The sequence below is a fragment of the Shewanella morhuae genome (genome assembly GCF_003028295.1).
GTDB classification, from domain to species: domain Bacteria; phylum Pseudomonadota; class Gammaproteobacteria; order Enterobacterales; family Shewanellaceae; genus Shewanella; species Shewanella morhuae.
In genome coordinates this window covers 1,295,221-1,314,510 of record NZ_PYSG01000002.1, presented here as the reverse complement: position 1 = coordinate 1,314,510, position 19,290 = coordinate 1,295,221, and the positions used below count along the sequence as shown (strand labels likewise).

General features: G+C 42.5%; 15 protein-coding genes and 3 pseudogenes. 7 read left to right on the top strand and 11 right to left on the bottom strand.

The genetic code is table 11. The features are described 5' to 3' along the window. The 3 genes and pseudogenes from C9I43_RS06280 to C9I43_RS06265 form a co-directional block, all read left to right on the top strand. The gene (locus tag C9I43_RS06280; RefSeq protein ID WP_076502207.1) at positions 1-219 is read left to right on the top strand and encodes a YnbE family lipoprotein; all 219 of its coding nucleotides are present in this window, start codon (positions 1-3) and stop codon (positions 217-219) included. 25 nt (positions 220-244) lie between these two features. Further along, entirely contained in the window at positions 245-565 is a 321-nt protein-coding gene (locus C9I43_RS06275; RefSeq protein WP_107882757.1) for a YdbL family probable chaperone protein, read from the top strand. A gap of 258 nt (positions 566-823) precedes the next feature. Then, a pseudogene (locus C9I43_RS06265) lies at positions 824-1,351 on the top strand (IS3 family transposase); the annotation flags it as partial. 16 nt (positions 1,352-1,367) lie between these two features. Here the strand turns inward: C9I43_RS06265 and C9I43_RS06260 are convergent. From C9I43_RS06260 to C9I43_RS19020, 10 genes and pseudogenes are all read right to left on the bottom strand, one after another. Next, positions 1,368-2,258, bottom strand: a complete 891-nt coding sequence (locus C9I43_RS06260) for a hypothetical protein (RefSeq protein WP_107882755.1) — start codon at positions 2,256-2,258, stop codon at positions 1,368-1,370. Positions 2,259-2,489: 231 nt separating this feature from the next. Then, positions 2,490-3,035 carry a restriction endonuclease subunit S gene (locus tag C9I43_RS19215; RefSeq protein WP_373455347.1) on the bottom strand — a complete coding sequence of 182 codons (546 nt, stop codon included), beginning with the start codon at positions 3,033-3,035 and terminating at the stop codon, positions 2,490-2,492. A 201-nt stretch (positions 3,036-3,236) separates the two neighbouring features. After that, positions 3,237-3,968: pseudogene (locus tag C9I43_RS19210) on the bottom strand (HsdM family class I SAM-dependent methyltransferase); the annotation flags it as partial. A 433-nt stretch (positions 3,969-4,401) separates the two neighbouring features. Next, a complete protein-coding gene (locus C9I43_RS06250) occupies positions 4,402-6,231 on the bottom strand; it encodes an AAA family ATPase (RefSeq protein ID WP_219907234.1) in 1,830 nt (609 codons plus the stop codon). Positions 6,232-6,283: 52 nt separating this feature from the next. Next, entirely contained in the window at positions 6,284-10,189 is a 3,906-nt protein-coding gene (locus C9I43_RS06245; protein ID WP_107882751.1) for a type I restriction endonuclease subunit R, read from the bottom strand. A gap of 81 nt (positions 10,190-10,270) precedes the next feature. Next, positions 10,271-11,815, bottom strand: coding sequence for a restriction endonuclease subunit S (locus C9I43_RS18875; RefSeq protein ID WP_181317856.1), 1,545 nt, complete (start codon positions 11,813-11,815; stop codon positions 10,271-10,273). Next, positions 11,805-13,412: a type I restriction-modification system subunit M gene (locus C9I43_RS06235; protein WP_107882749.1), complete on the bottom strand. Its 1,608-nt coding sequence runs from the start codon at positions 13,410-13,412 to the stop codon at positions 11,805-11,807. The genes C9I43_RS18875 and C9I43_RS06235 overlap by 11 nt, the downstream gene beginning before the upstream one ends. Positions 13,413-13,415: 3 nt before the next feature. Next, complete coding sequence (locus C9I43_RS19030; RefSeq protein WP_258191998.1) at positions 13,416-13,745, bottom strand: restriction endonuclease; 330 nt, start codon at positions 13,743-13,745, stop codon at positions 13,416-13,418. Next, positions 13,717-13,782 carry a winged helix-turn-helix domain-containing protein gene (locus C9I43_RS19025; RefSeq protein ID WP_258191997.1) on the bottom strand — a complete coding sequence of 22 codons (66 nt, stop codon included), beginning with the start codon at positions 13,780-13,782 and terminating at the stop codon, positions 13,717-13,719. The genes C9I43_RS19030 and C9I43_RS19025 overlap by 29 nt, the downstream gene beginning before the upstream one ends. A gap of 60 nt (positions 13,783-13,842) precedes the next feature. Then, complete coding sequence (locus C9I43_RS19020) at positions 13,843-13,983, bottom strand: hypothetical protein (protein WP_258191740.1); 141 nt, start codon at positions 13,981-13,983, stop codon at positions 13,843-13,845. A 499-nt stretch (positions 13,984-14,482) separates the two neighbouring features. Here C9I43_RS19020 and C9I43_RS06225 point away from each other — a divergent pair, with 499 nt between their 5' ends. After that, entirely contained in the window at positions 14,483-16,297 is a 1,815-nt protein-coding gene (locus tag C9I43_RS06225; RefSeq protein ID WP_107882747.1) for an SUMF1/EgtB/PvdO family nonheme iron enzyme, read from the top strand. A gap of 58 nt (positions 16,298-16,355) precedes the next feature. Here the strand turns inward: C9I43_RS06225 and C9I43_RS06220 are convergent, their stop codons facing one another. After that, positions 16,356-16,568, bottom strand: coding sequence for a helix-turn-helix transcriptional regulator (locus C9I43_RS06220; protein ID WP_107884053.1), 213 nt, complete (start codon positions 16,566-16,568; stop codon positions 16,356-16,358). Between the two features lie 122 nt (positions 16,569-16,690). Here C9I43_RS06220 and radC point away from each other — a divergent pair, with 122 nt between their 5' ends. The 3 genes and pseudogenes from radC to C9I43_RS06205 all read left to right on the top strand — a co-directional run bounded on the left by radC (position 16,691) and on the right by C9I43_RS06205 (position 18,841). Next, the gene (gene radC / locus C9I43_RS06215; RefSeq protein WP_181317855.1) at positions 16,691-17,197 is read left to right on the top strand and encodes a RadC family protein; all 507 of its coding nucleotides are present in this window, start codon (positions 16,691-16,693) and stop codon (positions 17,195-17,197) included. Between the two features lie 40 nt (positions 17,198-17,237). Beyond that, a complete protein-coding gene (locus C9I43_RS06210; RefSeq protein ID WP_107882745.1) occupies positions 17,238-17,420 on the top strand; it encodes a hypothetical protein in 183 nt (60 codons plus the stop codon). Between the two features lie 274 nt (positions 17,421-17,694). Continuing rightward, positions 17,695-18,841: pseudogene (locus C9I43_RS06205) on the top strand (IS3 family transposase). The last annotated feature ends 449 nt before the right edge of the window (positions 18,842-19,290 follow it).

The window sequence follows — 19,290 nt, the reverse complement described above, 5'->3', positions numbered from 1 at the left end:
GTGAAGATAATTCAATTACAGCAAGTTAATATAGGTGCCAGAAGCACTCTGGCCGTATTGGTCGCACTTGTCGCATTGCAAGGCTGCGCGCCCACAGTAAAAATAGAACCGCCAGATAAACCTATCGTCATTAATCTTAACGTCAAAATTGAGCATGAGATAAGAATCAAAGTCGATAAAGAGCTCGACCAACTACTATCTGACGATAAGCTGTTCTAATTAAATAAGCATTGAGGAATATATTATGAAATCGAAACTACTATTGCTATTGACCCTCAGCTTCTTAAGCCTCAGCGCCTTTGCCATGTCACTCCAAGACGCTAAGTCACAAGGTTATTTAGGTGAGCAGCCCAACGGCTATTTAGGGTTAGTTCAAGCCAACCCCGAAGCAAAAGCAGTGATGGACGATGTTAATAACAAGCGCCGTGCCCACTACGAAACCATCGCCAAGAAGAACAAACTCTCCCCTACCGACGTTGCTAAACTCGCTGGCGAAAAAGCCATAGCAGCCACAGATAAAGGCAATTATGTGCAAGATTCAAACGGCAAATGGATTAAAAAATAATCTGCTAGAAGCTTTGCTCATCACGCAGCGATAAGCCACACAAAGCCCGATATTTATCGGGCTTTAATGAATCTGATTTAGACATAACCGCTCAACTCGCAAGCAAGAAAGCATTCGCTTGGTTTTTCTCAATGGTAAGAGTGGACGGCCTTGGTATGATCACTCCGTTCGCCGCTGGTTCACTGGACTTCTTAAGCGCGCCAAGCTACGCCATCATGGTCCCAATCAATGCCGTCACACATTTGCAAGTCAGCTACTTTTGCAGTGGTTGAACCAAACACCGTCTGGTGTGGCGATGTCACTTACATTTTGGCGGGTAATCGCTGGTGCTATTTAGCGGTTGTACTGGACTTATTTTCCAGAAAAGCGGTGGGTTGGGCAATGTCATTTTCACCAGATACTGAGTTGACAGCAAAAGCACTGGAAATGGCATTTGAATCACGGGGTAAGCCTAAAAACCTGATATTTCACTCAGACCAAGGTAGTCATTACACTAGCCTTAAATACCGTCAACGGCTGTGGAAATATCAAATAACTCAGAGTATGAGTCGCCGAGGCAACTGCTGGGATAATGCGCCAATGGAGCGATTTTTCAGGAGTTTAAAAACGGAATGGGTGCCAACGCAAGGCTATAAGAGTTTTATTGAAGCTAAACAAGATGTGACTAATTATATTATTGGCTATTACAGCCAAGTCAGGCCACATCATTATAATGCAGGATTAAGCCCAAATGAATCAGAGCGAAGATTTTGGGAAGATTCTAAAACCGTGGCCAAATTTAGTTGACCACTTCAGTAACCCTCTATGTTAAAGACTTAAGTGCCTCTTCGAATTTCAACACTATACGAGAATGCTCCGCGTGACTTCGGGTACACATTTGGTCTGCCATATTCAGCCATAGATCGAGAGCGGCACGGTACCCAAATTTATCAGTTTCTGGATCGACCCCATCCAAATATTTATCAGGGTGTGAAATCAAGTCTTCAATTGAAACACGACCTTTTACCTTCAACCGGAAAGCATCTTGTGACCCATAATCGTAAACTGGCAATCTTTGCCCTTGTGCAACAGGTTCAAGCACCTTTGCTGCTACGTATGAACCATAAACGATCGCATAATTTCTCAGCATGGAAGCCAGATTAGCGGCCAAATAACCTCTACAATGCCAATAACAAACACAACTATAATGGACTAATTCAAAACGATATATTGTGCGTTGATTAACCTCTCCCACGGGAACAGATATCACCAACACCCCAGAGTCATCAGGATAAAATAAGTTACTACTGGTGGGCATGTACAAGGTTGCCCGCAAAGGTAGATGCGATTCAAGAGCAAGACTTTTTAGGTAGGCATCAAATCCTTGGGGATTTTTATAAAAGGAATGCGGCTCGTAAACCACATCACTAGCACTATCCAACCAATCTCTATTGATACCAAAAATCTGTGTCGCTTTTTCCATCAGTTCAGAAGTTAACACTTTAGTAAGTGACTCTGCAGAGTGACAATCGGCAATGCTTAGACTGTGCCCAAAGAAATCGGGAATTTGACTAGGCTTTACGCCATGGGCATCAAACAAGGCAAGGAAGCGGCTAGCGGGAGTTTCAGTCGCTGCGGGCCTCAATCTTGCCCTGAACCAAGAAAGGCATTTTTCTATCAGCTGTAAGCCAGCTAACGTTTCCCCAAATATCATCCTCACTCCCTGACTAATAAATCTAAAAACTAAGATGAACAAATATTGTCAGTAAAATTATTCACTGCCACAACAATCCAAACAAGATAATAATGTTGACCTTAAACAGGCACATGGCAACGCTACATTCAGGCTATTAGAAAGCAGTGTTTTACATTGACACAAAATATCACCCAACAATCAATCGCTTATGATACGCAGTAAATACTATCAATCTACTGATGATAACTTTTATAAAGTAACTCCGTTCTTCAGAGCTTTTTCAATGATTGAACTCGTTGTTACTGAATCAAGTTCATTACTGAAATTTGATAGCAGCTGTTTTATCTTTACTCTGTTCTCTTCGAGCGTGTCAAACCAGTTGCTTAGTTCAACTTGCTTTTGATAGTTAGGCAAGGATATTTCTAAGCTATACAATTGATTGATTGAAACAAATTTCTGCACAGTTCCTGTAGATAACTTATTCAAATCTAAGCTTTTTAATAAATGGGCCAGGTAAGGTGCAAATACAGCGTTACTATCCGTTAACTCTAGACTTATTGCATTACTTGTTAACCAATAAGGCTTTGATGAAAAGTGGATGTTGCCACAATACATTCCCACCTTACCTATGATAACTGAATCACCATCTCTATTACTCTGTCCGTAATATCCAATAATGCCGTTACCCCCATACACCGGATGTGCACCACTATTGAACACCTCTGATTTATTAAGGTTATCACCCGTTTTCAACTTACATATATTTTTTAACGTTACCGTCTGAACATATTGCACGTCAATATTGCTAGAAATATTTTCAAAGTGGCTTGCAATAAGTTCGATAAAAGCCAAGCGCTCCTTTTTCAATGAATCAATCATTTCATTTTTATTAAACTTTAACTGCCCTTCTTTCTTTAACAAAGGAAATGAGAGGTCACAATGTTTATCATTTATTAATGACTGCTTATCTATCAAGAAAGAATTTTCACTCGTTTTTCTACTCTCGAACTGAGAAACAAACTCTTTAAAATCAATATCACTGATTAAGTTAAGTTTACCTAAAGGCTTGGCAGTATTTAACTCATAAAACCAGATATCCTTCCCTGTAACTGTATTATCAAAAAACAAAACGCTAACCTTTACTCCTGAGTATGGAGCTAACGTGCCATTGGGAAGGCTTAAAATTGAGTGCAGGTTAAACTTAGTTAATAACTGTCGCCTCAACATATCTAGCTGATTTGAACTATTGAACAAAACACCATCAGGAACAACTAAAGCGGCCCGACCGCCTATTGCCAGTTTGTCCATCACATGCTTTAGAAACATTGCCTCCAAACTACCACTGTAACCATGATAGTAGTACTCATACTTACTTATCTCAGAGGCCTGACCAAATGGAATTCCTGAGAGAATAACATCGTATCTATAATCATCACTGCATAACAATGAATCTGATAAAGAAATATCTCTAATATCAACACCGTTAAGAAGTGAATTGAGTGTACCAATCAGATAAGCAAAAGGGCTAAGGTCATTTCCAATAGCTCTAAATTCACTATTGCTATTTATAGTAGCTAGATACTTTTTAGCTTCAACGAATGTCCTCCCAGATCCCATCGCTGGATCATAAATTTTTTCCTCAGGTGACGGTTTAGTTACGTTAACTATTGCTTTAATTAATGACTTGGGAGAGTGAAAAGCACCCGATGAACTGGAATCTTTCACCATATTTAACAAAAGTTTATCAAAATCTATTTCTAAGCCGCCGAAGAAATCCAGTTCCTCTAATCTGCATAATACTGAATCTAATATTTTTGTGGAACGAATTTTAAACGGTATGGTGTCGAGTATACTTTCAATTTTTTTCCAAATACCAAAACCTAAAAAATCATGTTCATTTGAATCAATATCTCTTACGATATCATTTAGTGCTTGTCTCAAAGCATAAAAATCAGTCGAAAAATCTCCGTTCGAAATATGATTTAAGTTATAAAATAGATCTTTGAATGATCCAACATGTCCTTTTCTTGGCATGCCAATCAGAACGACATCATAGAAATATTTTATAATAAGTAATAAAGATAATTGTTCCATTGCATCAATCGCATTATTGATACCTGTATCCTTTCTTAATAAATCCATTATACCGGCTAGTTTGTTATTATTTTTTTCCACTTGTAGCCTCCAAATATTGATATAACTTTACTATGTCTTCGCTGATTTCTTCCAAAGGTATTTTTTTTATAAAATCTTCAGTTCTTTTTGCGCAAAATCCAACATCGTCTTTTATATAAGAATCTATAATACCTTTGACCAAATCAGCCTTTACTGATGCAAGAGAACTGTTATATTCACCATCTGTTGAATAATCGCCTGCATGACCTTTAACTAGTTTTGATCTTAACCCTAAATTAAAAGCTTCATTCAGTTCTTCTATATTATTGTCGGTAAGGGCGGATGGGCACATAAGGTAATGCTTTATCTCCCTCCTTCTCCAAGAGAGCAAGTGTGATGATAACTTTTTATTGTTAAATGTTTTCGTACTATCTTTACTAATTAATAAGATACATTTCTCATTGCCTATATCTGTCAATAAAAACTCATCACGATCACATATTAAATAAACGTTTTCAGTATTATGGTGATGACCTTCTATATAACTAGCAAATCGTTCTGAATATCTTAGTTTACTGTATCCAAATTCTTCCGAGTTCGATCCATAGCTTGACTCTTGCTTTATAACAATAAACCTACTAAAAAAACGGTTCATTGTTGCAACTTCATCTAGAGTCTTTGCTAATTTTCTTATAGCTAAAAGTTTAAAAATCACCCAATCATCTTCATCATCCATGAAAACAATATTCTCTGCGATTGACATCACTTTCAATTGTGCATTATTTAAATCTGATAAATCTTTAAGCCTAGAGGCTAGATAACTAATTTTCGCTCCAGTTTTTATCTCCCCCCTATCTATGACTTTAAGCCTCTCTATTCCAGATTTAGAAATAGAATCTAATAGATGGGTCGTTGTGATGGCCATTCCTTTTATTATCTTGAACACCGACCATAAATTATCAATATTTTTATAGTGGAGATGAGAGTCAGCTTCATCAAACAAGAATAAAGTATCTTCCTTATCAAAAAGGTCAATTAATGAATAAAGAAAAAGTAGCTGATATTCACCATCACTCAAATCTTCTAGACGCAATACTTTATCAGCTTCCCCCTCGACTTCCGCTACTTTTAAAAACTCAATGTCAAAACTATTTTTCACAATAAAATAATCATTATCAGCTGCTTGTGTAAAAAACATTATTTTAGAATCAAAAGAAGTATGTTCATCCGCCTCGAATGATATATTAGATATTATACTCTGAGACAATTGAATTGATGCCTGCTCTAAAGGCGCAGTAAAATCATAGCTTTCATCAACTAATCTATTAATAAAATTGCTTAGCGTTTGATGATAAGCTTTGTTGGTAATAACATCGTTATTACCTTTAGCCTCATCTTTATTGGCTTGTTCTACTTGGCCGATATAAGCTTTATCGACTTTAACTTTAAATGAAATCTTTGTTGTCTCATCCTCTTCAAACTCATTCTCGACAACATAGTTATTTTGCTTTAGAAAGTTACGAACCAAACCATTTGGATTACTAGTTGTAGATAAGAAAATCAATAGTTTCGCCAGTGACTTGTCATAATAAAAACAATCTAAACTCAGCGCTCTTTTATCTTTTCGCTCAGAATTTAAGTAGCGAGCAAAACGTTCAGAATAACTTTCATTTTGCCCAGACGAGAAACAAACAACCTTATAGTCTTGATAAAGTGTACTCCCTGGCTTTAGTTTTTCATCGAAAATGGATTTTAAAATTGTTGACTTACCTGAACCATTACCACCAATAAATGTAGCTATCTTCTCAAATACTAATTCTTGAGGCTGGAGAAAAAGTGTATTCGGCGGAAGTGCCAATCTCGTAACCGTCATCATTAACTCCGAAGAAGCAGCTTATATTTAATTAAAAATCCAACCCAAACTGCCATTATTGCAACCTACCTTTTTTCTTTTCATTAATAGCTTGACGAAATGACACATCCAAAACGATGGCAGATTCCTCTGGCTTGTTCGTTGACGCATCAGGCTTCTTCCAACGTTTTGTCAAGTCAGATTTCAGTCGCTCAAAACCATCAGAATACTTGGGGTAGTCTGCCAAAAACTTCATAACAGCAACGGATACGCTTATAGCAACGGCGCTGTTCGAGGATAAAAATGCTTGGATCCATAGATCAACACTACCGGCTTTGGCCTTATCTATCGCAAAAACCAGCTCTAAACCATGTTCCTTGGCGAGTGTTTTTTCCGCTTCAAAAATCACCTCAAGATGCGCCATACAAGTCATCACGCAGTCCAGTGTCTCTGGTGATTTAATCCCTGAATTTAGCAAGGCTTGAACATCGTTCATTAAGCTCATTGCGGCAAAGTTTTCAATGTAGGGGATATCCAGCTTAATCTTAATTATGCCGAGGGAATGCGCTTTGCCTTCTTGTTCCAAACGAGAAGCAAGATATAACTTTTTATCTCCTACATTGATACAACTAACGCCATTGTTCCTTGCCCCGCCGCGGATTGGCATGTCCATCGCTGTCGATGAATACTTCTTAAAGTTCTCCGCCTGCTCCAGCACGCTCTTATACACTTCATCGTTCGCCACTGGCGGGAAACCGAACCTGTGCAGTAGCAAGATGAGATCCATTTTCAGCTTGGCTTTGATGTCGTCGCGCTTGCTCCAATCAGGGTATTGCGCCGAGTCATCAACTGTGACCTTCATTGCCTTGGCAAGCTTAAGCATTTTGTCGGCATCATAGGTGAAGTCGAACTTCTTGCACATGTGCTCAAGAATATCGAGAAAGGCTTTTTCTTCCATGTAGATGCCTATGTCCTCGAATGACACCAACTCTGCTTTGATGTCATAAATCATGTCGGTCATCATCTGGCTGAAGCTATCAAATTCCTCACCGTTGAGTTCGTCGTTCTCTTTGCGCTCGTTGTATTGCTCTACCAAGGACTGAAAACGTTTAGAGAAATTAGTGCCTTGTAACTGGTTCACCTTTTTAAAGTCGCTGATCGCCTTCTCAAGCATCTTTTGCAGCAGTTGCATCTTGGTGTTAGGTAACTTGATTTTGCCGATGCGCTCCAGGTACTCGTCATCGAAAATGTCGATGGTGTCGGCTTGGTCTTCACCGAGTTTGAATATTTCCTCAACGCCTTCGGCTCGTAATGCTTCGGCAATCATGTCACGGACGCGGGCATTCATCTGCGCCGTATCTGGCGCATCGCCCTTGGTCAGCTTGTAAACGATAGAGCGCACGGCAATGAAAAAATGAATACGCTCGCGCTCTTCTTGCGTGATCTCATCACTGCCCACACAGACGTCATAGGCGGCCTTGAGGCGCTTCACTAAGCCCATGAAGCGCAGCTCAGTCTTCTTGGTTTGCAGGACAAACTCAGCGGCTTGGTTTAGGCATGCAAGCTGCTCGGTCGCCTCTCCAGAGAAGAAATCGCTGCTGTCGAAGTTATGGAATATCTGCGCCAGCAAGTGGAGATGATTGCGCACTTCAATCAAGGACTGACGGATATCTTCAAAGTTGGATTCATCCGCTTTGGAATACATGGCTAGCGCCTGATTCATGCGACTCTTAATGCCGATGTAATCGACCACCAGCCCTTTGTCCTTGTCTTCAAATTTGCGATTCACTCGCGAAATGGTTTGAATGAGGTTGTGCTTTTGCAGCGGCTTGTCGATGTAGATGGTGTCGAGCTCTGGCACGTCAAAGCCTGTTAGCCACATGTCCACCACGATGGCGATTTTGAAATTGGCTTTAGCGTTCTTGAACTGCTTGCCCAGCTCCTTGCGATACTCTTTGGTGCCGAGTAGGTCGTACATGTCCTTGTCGTCATCTTTACCGCGCGTCATCACCATGTTGACCATAGGCAATGACATCAGCTCATCTTTGTCCTTGTCACTAAGCAACACGCTATCCATCGCCTGCTTTGCTTCAAACCACCCAGGTCTCAACGCGTTAACCTTGGTATAGAAGGCATAGGCGATCTCGCGGCTAGCGCAGACAAACATCGCCTTGCCCTTGATGGTTGAACCTTCAGACACCCGCGCCTCATAATGTTTTACAAAATCGCTGGCGAGGGCTTCAATGCGGTCAGGGTCGCCCAGTATCGCATTCATATTGGCAGAGGCTTTCTTGCTCTCCTCTATTTGATGCTCGCTGGCGCCGGCTTGTTCGCATTCTTGGTAGTATTTTTCGATTTCTTCGAGCTTGCTGTTGTCCAAAATCACTTTGGCAGCGCGGCCTTCGTACACAATCCTCACAGTGATCTCATCGTTCACTGACTCTGTCATGGTGTAGCTATCGACAGGCGACCCAAATACCTCAAGCGTGGCATCAATCGGCGTGCCGGTAAAACCCACATAGGTCGCGTTAGGCAACGAATCATGCAGATACTTGGCGAAGCCATAGGTCTTCTTAACTGTGCCTTTTTCATGGTCAAAGGTGATTTTCAGGTCAAGGTTAATCTGGCTGCGATGCGCCTCATCGGAAATACAGATAATGTTGCAGCGATCAGATAGCTTTTTAATGTCTTCGGTAAACTTGTGAATGGTGGTCAAAAACACGCCACCACTGTTTCGCCCTGCCAGCTTGTCACGCAAATCTTGGCGACTAGTAACAGGCACCACTAATTCATCGCCAATGTAAGCGGTGGCGTTACAAAATTGCTGAGCAAGCTGCTCGTCTAAATCGGTGCGGTCGGTGATAAGTACTATGGTCGGGCTGGCAAAATCGACGCTCTTCATCAACAGGCGTGACAAAAACTGCATGGTGTAGCTCTTGCCGCAACCTGTCGCGCCAAAGTAGGTACCGCCCTTACCGCTACCGCCACCACCTTCATATAACACCAGCTCGCCTTTAGCATCGACGACCTTGCGCTCTTTCTTGATGTTGTAATACAGCTTACGTGCGGCGTAATACTGCGGATAACGACAGCATATTTTAACTTCTTGCTTACTGGTGTCAGGAAAGAATACGAAGTTTTTGATCACATCGAGCAAGCGGGTAGGATGAAACAAGCCTTGGATCAGGGTGTACAGCGCGTTGATGCCATCTTTTTCAGTCGATTCATTGCCGGTGATTTTTCGCCAGGCGTAATAGAACTCATAGGGCGAAAACACATTGCCCATCTTGTTCGACACACCATCACTGACAATACACAGGGCGTTGTACACAAACAGCTTAGGAATATCGCGGCGGTAACGCACACACAGTTGTCGCCACGCATCATAGGTGGTGGCTTGTTCTTCACGCACCGCCGATTTAAATTCGAACACCACCACAGGCAAGCCGTTGACGTACAAAATGCCATCAGGGATGCGTGTTTGTTGCCCACCTTCGCGGGTTTGGCCTTCTATTTCAAGCTGATTGACGATGCGATAGCGGTTGTTGTCGGGCTCGCCAGTTATCGCGCTATCCATCTGTTCCGCGCTGGCAAACAAGCTGGCCAGTTGCTGCGGCAGTGCTTGGTTATCAATTAATTCGATATAGAGGTCTTTTTTATTACGGTCTTCACGCTTGAACAAAAAGCCATTACTCAGCCAATGACAGAAGGTTTTGTTGCTCTGGTACAGATCACTTGCTGGCAGGGTTTGCAGCTGACGGACGATAGTCTCAATCTCGCCAGTTGTGATGCCATCGGCTTGATATTGGCTAGCAAGATAGCCGCGCAAGTCATCAAGGATCAGCACCTCGCTTTTGTCGGTGCGTACAATGTCGCTGCCAATAAAGTGCGGGTAAACCGTCTGCCCTTGCGCTGTGTGATGCTCGCCCAGCAAGTTGATGATGGCCTGTTCCAGTTTTGCTTCGTCGAATATGTGGCTCATGACGTCCTTTTCTTATTGTTTTTGTTTTTAATTAAAAAAGGCTGCCGCTTGTTCGCAAAACAAGCCGACTGCCTGATCGAATTACGCAATTTCTGCTTCAGCTGCGATTTCAGCCACAACATCATCGAGGCGCAGTTCGCCGGAGATGAGTTTAGGGAGCAGGGTATCGCGGAGTTTTTCTAGCGAGTTGATTGCAAGCAGATTTGCTGTAATTTTATTGAGCATTGCTGCCGAGTGCTTACTAAACTCATCCCTCAGCGAAGAAGGTGGTGCTAACACATTGAGCTTAGAGAACGTGCTCTTATTCATAATCGGCATGGTAGAACCGCTGCTACCCATTAGTAACAATTCTTCCCGTCTTAATCTCAAGTTAAAAAACAAGAAAGCCAAATCTGTCTTTGCGCTAGGCGTCAATGAGTTAATCTGTTGATTTGTAAAAGCGTCATGGTAGGTGATTACTGTCTTGCCCATTTGGCTTCCGATACATGTGACGCTAATACTGCCACCATGTATTTTTGATTTAGCGACAGTAGCTTGCCCTTCTTGCGTTAGATATCGCGAAGTAAACACTACGTGAGTATCACTATCGATATCAGTTGGCGTGATGAAAGGTAGGTTTGAATCGTTCCAACATCCAAAAGCACCTTCAACTGTTTTTGAAGGGGTCTTTCCGGTAACTATTTTTCCAAAACTAGATAGTGGAATATTTCCCCACCCCTTCGGCACCCAACCCAACTCGCTTTCTTCAAACGCATTTGGGAACAACTGGCGCAGCTCTTTTGGCAAGGAGGTCGGCATTGGCTGCTGTTCTGTCGGCGCTTTGCCTATTTGGGCATCACCCTCTTTATCCGCTGCCGCTTGACTGTTTTGCGCTACCGCTCGGGCTTGACGCAACGCGTGGCGCTGTTCTTTACGAAGAGCCGCGCGCTGTTGCAGTTCGTCGGGTATGGGTAAATCTTGGTCGAAAAAGCCTGCATCCAGCGCGTTATCTATCACAGGGTCAAAATCAACGAACCATGACTTAAACAGCGTCTGCGCCATCTGTTCTAGGGTTTGGTTGATTTGGCGGTTGAGGGTAATTTTTTGGTCTAATGAATCAACCACATTCACGATCTGATTCTGTATGCTTACGTCTGGTAGTTCGATTGGCAGCTTCATCTGGCCAGTTATGCCTAGGTAAAGCCGAGTAGAACCACCTCCTGCCCATTGCTCAAATAGTGATTGGAATGCCAATGAATCGAAATAATACTTTAGATATTTTGGATTAATCCTGCTTCGGTCTTTCACGCGGTAGTATGTTACTTGAGGCGTTAAAACGACAAATTCAGTGTCTAACTTACCTACAATAGCCGTGCGTCCAATTGTGGCTTTATGAGATAAGAGAACGTCGTCCTCTTTTGCAAAGCCCTTTCGGAGCATCTTGGCTTGTTCTGCACTAATGAACTTGCAGTTAATGATATCGACATGACCATTTATAAGGTCAGAAGCCATGACAAATGGGATTCCGCTTTCCACATAATCACTGCTTTTGGGGTGAATTCCACCATGGTTGCCGTCTAGTGGTTTTTCTATGATGCCGAGTTTTACAAGTTCCTGAACTGTATACAACTTCGAATTAGCGCTCATAACCCAACGCCTCCATATTGGCGCGGATCGCTTTGTCGAGCGCTGCTGCTTGGTCGAGTTGGCGATACAAAGTCTGAGTCAGTTCGGTCATCTTGGTTTCAAATGGGATGCCGTCATCAATCACATCAGCCGCGCCGACATAGCGCCCCGGCGTCAGCACAAAGTCGTTGGCCTTGATGTCGGAAATAGTCGCGACTTTGCAGAAACCCGCCTCATCTTGGTATTGCTCGACGCTGATTTCTTTGTCGGCAATGCGGTGGGCCTGTTCGCCTTGGCTGCTGCGCCAGGCGTGGTAGGTGTCAGCGATTTTGGCAAGATCATCATTGGTCAGCTCTTTTTGCACCCGGCTGACCATAGTGCCCATGTCACGGGCGTCGATAAACAAGGTTTCGCCGCTGCGGTCACGGTAGCCATAGCGTGAGTTGGCTTTCTTGTTCTTGGTCATAAACCACAGGCACACTGGAATTTGCGTGGTGTAAAACAATTGTCCCGGCAGGGCGATCATGCATTCAATGCGGTCATCTTCAATCAGCTTTTGGCGAATTTCACCTTCGCCGCTGGTGTTGGTACTCATGGAGCCGTTGGCCAATACAAAACCTGCGGTGCCGTCTTCACTCAATTTGGACAGCATGTGCAAAATCCACGCGTAGTTGGCATTGCCCGTTGGCGGAGTGCGAAAACCGGCGAAGCGGGGGTCATTAGTGAGCTCAGCATCGTTACGCCAATCTTTGAGGTTAAATGGTGGGTTGGCCATGATGTAGTCAGCTTTCAGATCCGGGTGTTGGTCGGCAAAGAAGGTATCAGCCGAACGCTCACCTAAATCACCGGACAGACCACGAATGGCCAAGTTCATCTTCGCCAGTTTAAAAGTGGTATTGGTCAGCTCTTGGCCGTAAATAGCGATGTCTTTGCTGCGGCCTTTGTGACTTTCTAAAAACTTGAGCGATTGCACAAACATACCGCCAGAGCCACAGCAAGGATCGTAAATTTTGCCCTGAAAAGGTTCAAGCATTTCAGCCAGCAACGTCACCACAGATTTAGGCGTATAGTACTCGCCGCCGCCTTTGCCTTCGGTGGCCGCAAATTTACCAAGAAAGTATTCATAGACGCGACCGACCAAGTCTTCTTCGCTCATCTCGCATTCGTTAGCAAGGGTGTCGATGTTATCGATGGCATCAATCAACGAAGCGAGCTTTTTTGTCTCTAATCCCTGACGGGTGAAGTAGTTATCCGGCAATGCGCCTTTGAGTGAGGCATTGGCCTTTTCGATAGTGGTCAAAGCGGTGTCAATCAATAGGGCGATGTCATCTTGCTTGGCGTGTGCCTTGATATAAGACCAACGTGCGTGCGTCTCGAGGAAAAACACGTTGTCCTGCTGGTAAAATACATCCATATCGACAAAGGCTTCTTGCCCGTCATCAATCATCTGCTGGCGGCGTTTTTCGAACTTGTCACTGATGAACTTTAAGAACACTAGGCTTAGGACTACGTGCTTATATTCTGATGATTCAACGCTGCCACGCAGTTGGTTGGCGGTATCCCAAAGGGTTTCTTCAAAGCCCTTGGTCGGTTTTTTCTTAGCGGGTGCTTTTGCCATGGTTCATTCTTCCAAAAAATAATCTGAATCGATTGCCTTAACGGCATAGAGTTCGCGGGTGCTGACGCCAACATTGTGCTCTCTCATGAGCGCGGCCCATTCTCGGCCATCTATAAGCACGATACGTTTTTCAATGCGGGTAACGAAATCATGGGCGTCTTTAGTGAAATTTGAGGTGGTGATAAATACGCCTTTACGGGCGCGGTGCATGTCGAGCGCGCCTGCGAAGGCTTGAATATCCGGTCTGCCGACTGTGTTGCCGCGGTAGCGCTTGGCTTGCAAGTAGATAGAGTCTAGCCCGAGCTTATCCTCTTTGGGTAATTTGACAAACACCGCGTTTGGGCTGACTATTAAGTCCAGCTTTTGCCATATAGGTTTTAGCCCAGCCAACCCGACTTCTAACATATGTGGTTTTGCCACTCGGAATTGTTCAAGCTAACTGCTCAGCGGTAAAGCCATAATGGTTAGAAACAGCAAGGTACATCTGCTGGAGTGTTTTAACCTCTCCATCCGCCAGCACCTTAAGCACCGCTGGCATCATCTCTTCATAGCTTGGAATTGTATCGACCATCCCTGTGCCTCACCTCTTATTATTTTGTGACAAAAACTGCAAAGGTAATCGCCTAAATGCTCTCAAGTAGTATGTTTAAAGCAGCTCAATTAAACGATTACACTATTTAGATTGATGCACATAATTTTTAGGATTGTGTCAGAAAAGTTCCATCTAATCCAGTGAGATAGCACACAGTCTTTGTACTTAAACCATTAAAACACTTTTAACGTTAAATCTGTGAAATACAGGTCACCTGAAAAGTGATAGCACAAAAATCTAACCTCGCACCCCAAAATGGATACAAAAATTTGATTAAGTTAATTTGCCAAAAGACTGATTGCCAACAATCTGATAACACAGTAATATGCTCTACGCGAGCGTATTCTCCTGGAAACTTGGGCTGCCGAGTTTCCGAATAAGTACAAAGGGCCTTCCCTTCTTCTCCAAATCCAAATGATAAACTTAACTTGCCCTTGGCAGTACAGCTTTCAGCTGCGGCATTTCTTTGGAGATAAAAATGAATATTGCACATCTATTAAGCGCAACTCGCAAAGTTTACGCACTCATCCCACGTCCTTCTTCTGAAACCAGATTATGGTCTATTCAGCTTGATGGTTTATCTAGCAAAGACATAAAAACTGCTGCAAAAAGCTTACGAGAATCAAGGAAAAAATTAGCTACCGCATTAAAAGATATACCTGAGTTAAAAGTGAGTGAACTACACCGTAACTTAGCAATGATGTTAGGTGCTCGCTCTTTTGATCATTTACGCCAAATTGAACCCGATTTAGAGAGTTTTCTTTGTAAAAATGGCATGACACATCCAATCGATCTGATTACGTGTAACAAGAACCCATTTATTAGCTTAACAGCACAACAGATTTCAGAGCGCATCTTTAAATCAAATTTACCCGTACCAAAACGCGTATTTACAGGCGTAGGTTCCCGTTTCTTTATGGCGGATGGTGTAGGTACATTAGATCTGCAGCAAGTCTCTAAAATCAAATGTAATTACATTGATGAAACCATCGATTGGACTAATGAGGCACCAAATGAAATTGTATTAACAGCACCTCACAATCGGCAGATATCTTTAACACGTAGAGATGTATTACTACATGCTTATAGTTTTAATGGTGTCATCCCCGGATTCAATCTTATTGGGGATTCACTGGTTAATCCTATGCTTCGTCCAATTGAACATCGACTTTACAATGCCACCGACAAGGACATGGAGCAGGCTGAGCGCATTTTTCAGCTTTTTCGCCAAGAAATGGAAAGTTCTGATGATGGCTGGCTTGAGGTTATAACCTTTCCTGAACTGCCTAACATAGCCTTTTTAAAAGGAAAAAATGGTGATTTTGATTGGGTAATTAAAGATCAGCGCAATAAACAATACTCGGGTAATTCTTATAAGCACATCTTTAAAAATGATGAACTCCCTTCTGCAATGCGAAGCTCAGAATTTGATGCATTTTGCTATTTCAAACGTGATATCTGGAATGAATTCGTTGAACATGAAGCAGAAAAGCGCCATTACATTAAGGGTGGAACCATCGCCAACTGGCCAGGCTATCGTAAATTAATGTTAAAAGAATTAGTCGCCTCTAAGACTTACATCTTACCACCTAATCAAGAGCCCGCTATCGCAGGTGACTTTATTACACATAAACTCAGTGATGATCGATATTTAATGGTTTCTCCGCTAATCACCATTGGTGCATTTTGGGATTTTTATGAAGAATCCAAAATGCGTATCCATCGGTCAGAATTGCTTGGTGGTAACGGTCAGCCGTTAGAAATGAATCTGCTCTGTGTCAACAACCCAGAGGAAAATAACGATCTCCCAGCCAGCGTTACTTGGTATGACGCAGTTGCATTTTGTCGCTACTACGAGCTTAAAACTGAACTACCAGTACGTCTGTTAACTATTGAAGAATGGAAACAAGTCTCACCTGAGCCAAAGCTCAGCATTGAACAATTAATGGAGAGTGAAATGGTTGACCTTGAAGAACATCGATGCATTGTTGACCAATTTAATAAACTCAGCTGCTTCTCAAAAATGAATTCTGGCAATCCAGTGCTACGTTTCGGTGAAAATTTACATTGGACTTATAACTCTGAAAAGTTGTCATTTCTGGAAAATTCCGATTTTGGTGAGTGGCTATTCGATTATACTGGCGGCTACGCACCTGCTGCCAACGCCCTGACAGGAGAGTCATTAAATTGGGGGGCGATAGAAAGAGATCTATGCCCGGCAACCTCAACTATGCGCTATAAAGGCATGAAAACAGGCTTTCGCCTTTGCTATCTAGCAAAATCTGAAAAATAAACTTAATTAACTTGATAAGGTGAAGGCTTTCACTAGCCTTCACCTTTTATACTGTTTATTAAAGGCATTCTGTCACCGTACCATCCCTCTGAGCGATCCTTTCCAATATCCACTCTTGCACTTCACTTTCAACCCATGCTACAGATCTACTGCCCAGCTTCACTGCTTTGGGGAAAATACCTTTATCGACATACTTGTAAATGGTTAAACGGGCTAAGCCAGTGGTGTCAATCACGTCTTTTATTCGAATTAGCTTTATGTTTGGTGTCATGCTGAACTCTTGGTAATGGTTTATTTCCATTACCTATGCCAGTAACTTTGAACTTTTCCAAATCTTTTCAGATATATATCACTCCTGTGCATAAGCCCATTAATGCTTTCAAGGAGCCTGATATGTCAACAAAAGCGATGTCCACCAAACCAGCTCGACAGGGCACAATAGACAAGCAAGTGACTCAGTGGCCGCAAACTGTCGATGAGGTTCTTGCCTCTGCCGCCAATATCATTGCCGAACGCTTTGTGAAGAAGGACGCCTATACCAACCCTCAAGCCACTAAGGATTTTTTAACTTACAAACTGGGCGGTTATGAGCGGGAGGTGTTTGCGGTGATGCTGCTCGATAACCAACATCAATTACTCGAGTTTAAAGAGCTGTTCTTTGGCACTTTAGATGCTGCCAGTGTTTATCCACGGGAAGTTGTTAAGGCTGTGCTAGTCGTCAATGCGGCGGCGGTGATTTTTGCCCATAACCACCCGTCTGGCGAGTCTGAACCTTCAACGGCAGATAAGAACATAACCAAACGGTTAAGCGATGCATTAGCACTTATCGATGTGCGCGTGCTTGACCATATCGTGGTTGGCCGCACGCCAGTGTCCTTTGCTGAGTGCGGCTTACTCTAGCCAACGTTTAAACCTGCCACACCTTTTTAAGGAGACCATCATGATTGAATTTACTGATAGCTTTTCACAGGCCTGTGTTGCCGAAGCCTGCGCTGCTTTTCCTGAACTGCGTAACAGTTTAGCGGTTGAACTCATTTTGCCGATGTTTGTGCGGCCACTTAATGCCATGGGCCAAGTGATTGGCAAGCCGATTGTGGCACCGAATCCAAAGCTAAGCCACTAACCACCAGCAACCTCGCCCTCACTCGATAACCCGTTTCATTATCGTAAGCCAGTACTAATCCGTTAAACATAACCTCCAAACTTTAATCTCCCAGCTCAAAAGCTTTAGCAAGTAGCCCTTACCGACTCACATTAAACGGCTTAGCCAACACCCGTTTTATTAACCAAACCGCATAGACAGCAAAAGCCAAGGCGTGACTGTGTCTTGTGTAATGGTCTAATGAAACTGTAGAGATTTATAGCTTAAAATAAGCCAAATCTTAAAGGTATTTATTATGATTAGAAAATCGAAAGTCACTGTCAGCCCGCTGCAAAAATTAGAATATGCCAAGCTGATGGTCGAACAGGGTTACACCAACAAGCAAATTGAAGATATGTCTGGTGCAGGTAAATCTGCGGTGTCTCGATGGAAAATCCAGTACCAGGCTGAATTAGCGGGTAAAACCCCAGAAAATGCCAAAGCATTCACTGAAGAACAACGAAAAATTCAACTCTTAGAAGCTCAACTAAAACAAGCAATGAGGGATAATGACATCCTAAAAAAGGCTGCAGCTTTCTTCATTCGAGACAATCAAAACTTAAAATGATCCGCGAAGTAAAGAAAGCAAATCTAGGCTTTAGAATGAGTGAGTTGTGCCGAGTATTCGAGCTCAGTTGCAGTAGTTTATATTACAAACCGATCCCCCAAAGCGCTGAAAAGCAGGCACGGATACAATTAGTAGAACAAGCGTTCTCTGACTCAAATTCGACGTATGGTAAACGTCGAATACAGGCAGACTTAGTCGATTTAGATTGTAAGGTAGGGGTTTACGCTATTGCTAGCATAATGAAAAGTATGGGGTTAATAGCGATTAGGCCAAAGAAAAAGCATTGCTATCCTAACTCAGGTGATGAGCAAGTTTACGCACCTAATTTGCTCAAGCGGCAGTTTAACCCTACGACGTATAATACTCATTGGGTGGGTGATATTACCTACATAAAATCCCATCAAGGGTGGAGTTATTTAGCTTGTGTGCTTGATTTAGGCACCAAAGAAATTGTTGGGTATGCCTTATCAAGCCAACCCAATGCAGCGTTAGCGACAGCGGCCTTAAATAACGCGCTACAAATACACAGGCGTTGATGTTTCACTCTGACCAAGGTTGCCAGTACTCGGCTAAGGTGTTCAGAGAAAAGCTAAGGGGCTTAGGTATTGAACAAAGTATGAGTCGTAGAGGAAATTGTTGGGATAATGCGGTGATGGAACGATTTTTTAGGAGCTTAAAGACTGAACGATTAAACCATTTAGCCTTTATCAATCACAGCTCTGTAGTGAGCGTGGTTGAGCAATATATCCAGTTTTACAATTACAAACGTAGGCATTCAGCAATAGATTATAAGACGCCACATCAAAAATATAATGAGTTAAAAAAAGCGGCTTAACATCCCTCCAGAAAAACTTGACCATTACAACCACCATCAGACAATCTATAGGGCTTTGCTTCCGCTTTAGTATTGAGCACCGCGTTTACAGTCAGCTTATTTGTAGTCCTTCCCATACCGTTCTACCCCTCAAATTAAGCCCCAAAGTAATGCTTGATTTTGGCATTATTTCGCACTCCAAAATTAAGCATTACTTATCACTGAATAAATTCAGGTAAATCAGGATATTGCCAAGTTAAATTTGGGCTATAAAATCGAGAAAATCAAGTAAAAAAACGGCATAAAAAATGGGTATTTTTTGAAGTCAAAAGTAATGCCAAAATTTGCCAAATTTCCTTGGCATTACTTTTAGCATTACTAAAGATTTCGGATGCAGTAAGATGTCATTAAATAATGTAGAATGGTAAATTATTGATTTTTATAAAATATAGATAAGAAAAAAGACGCCC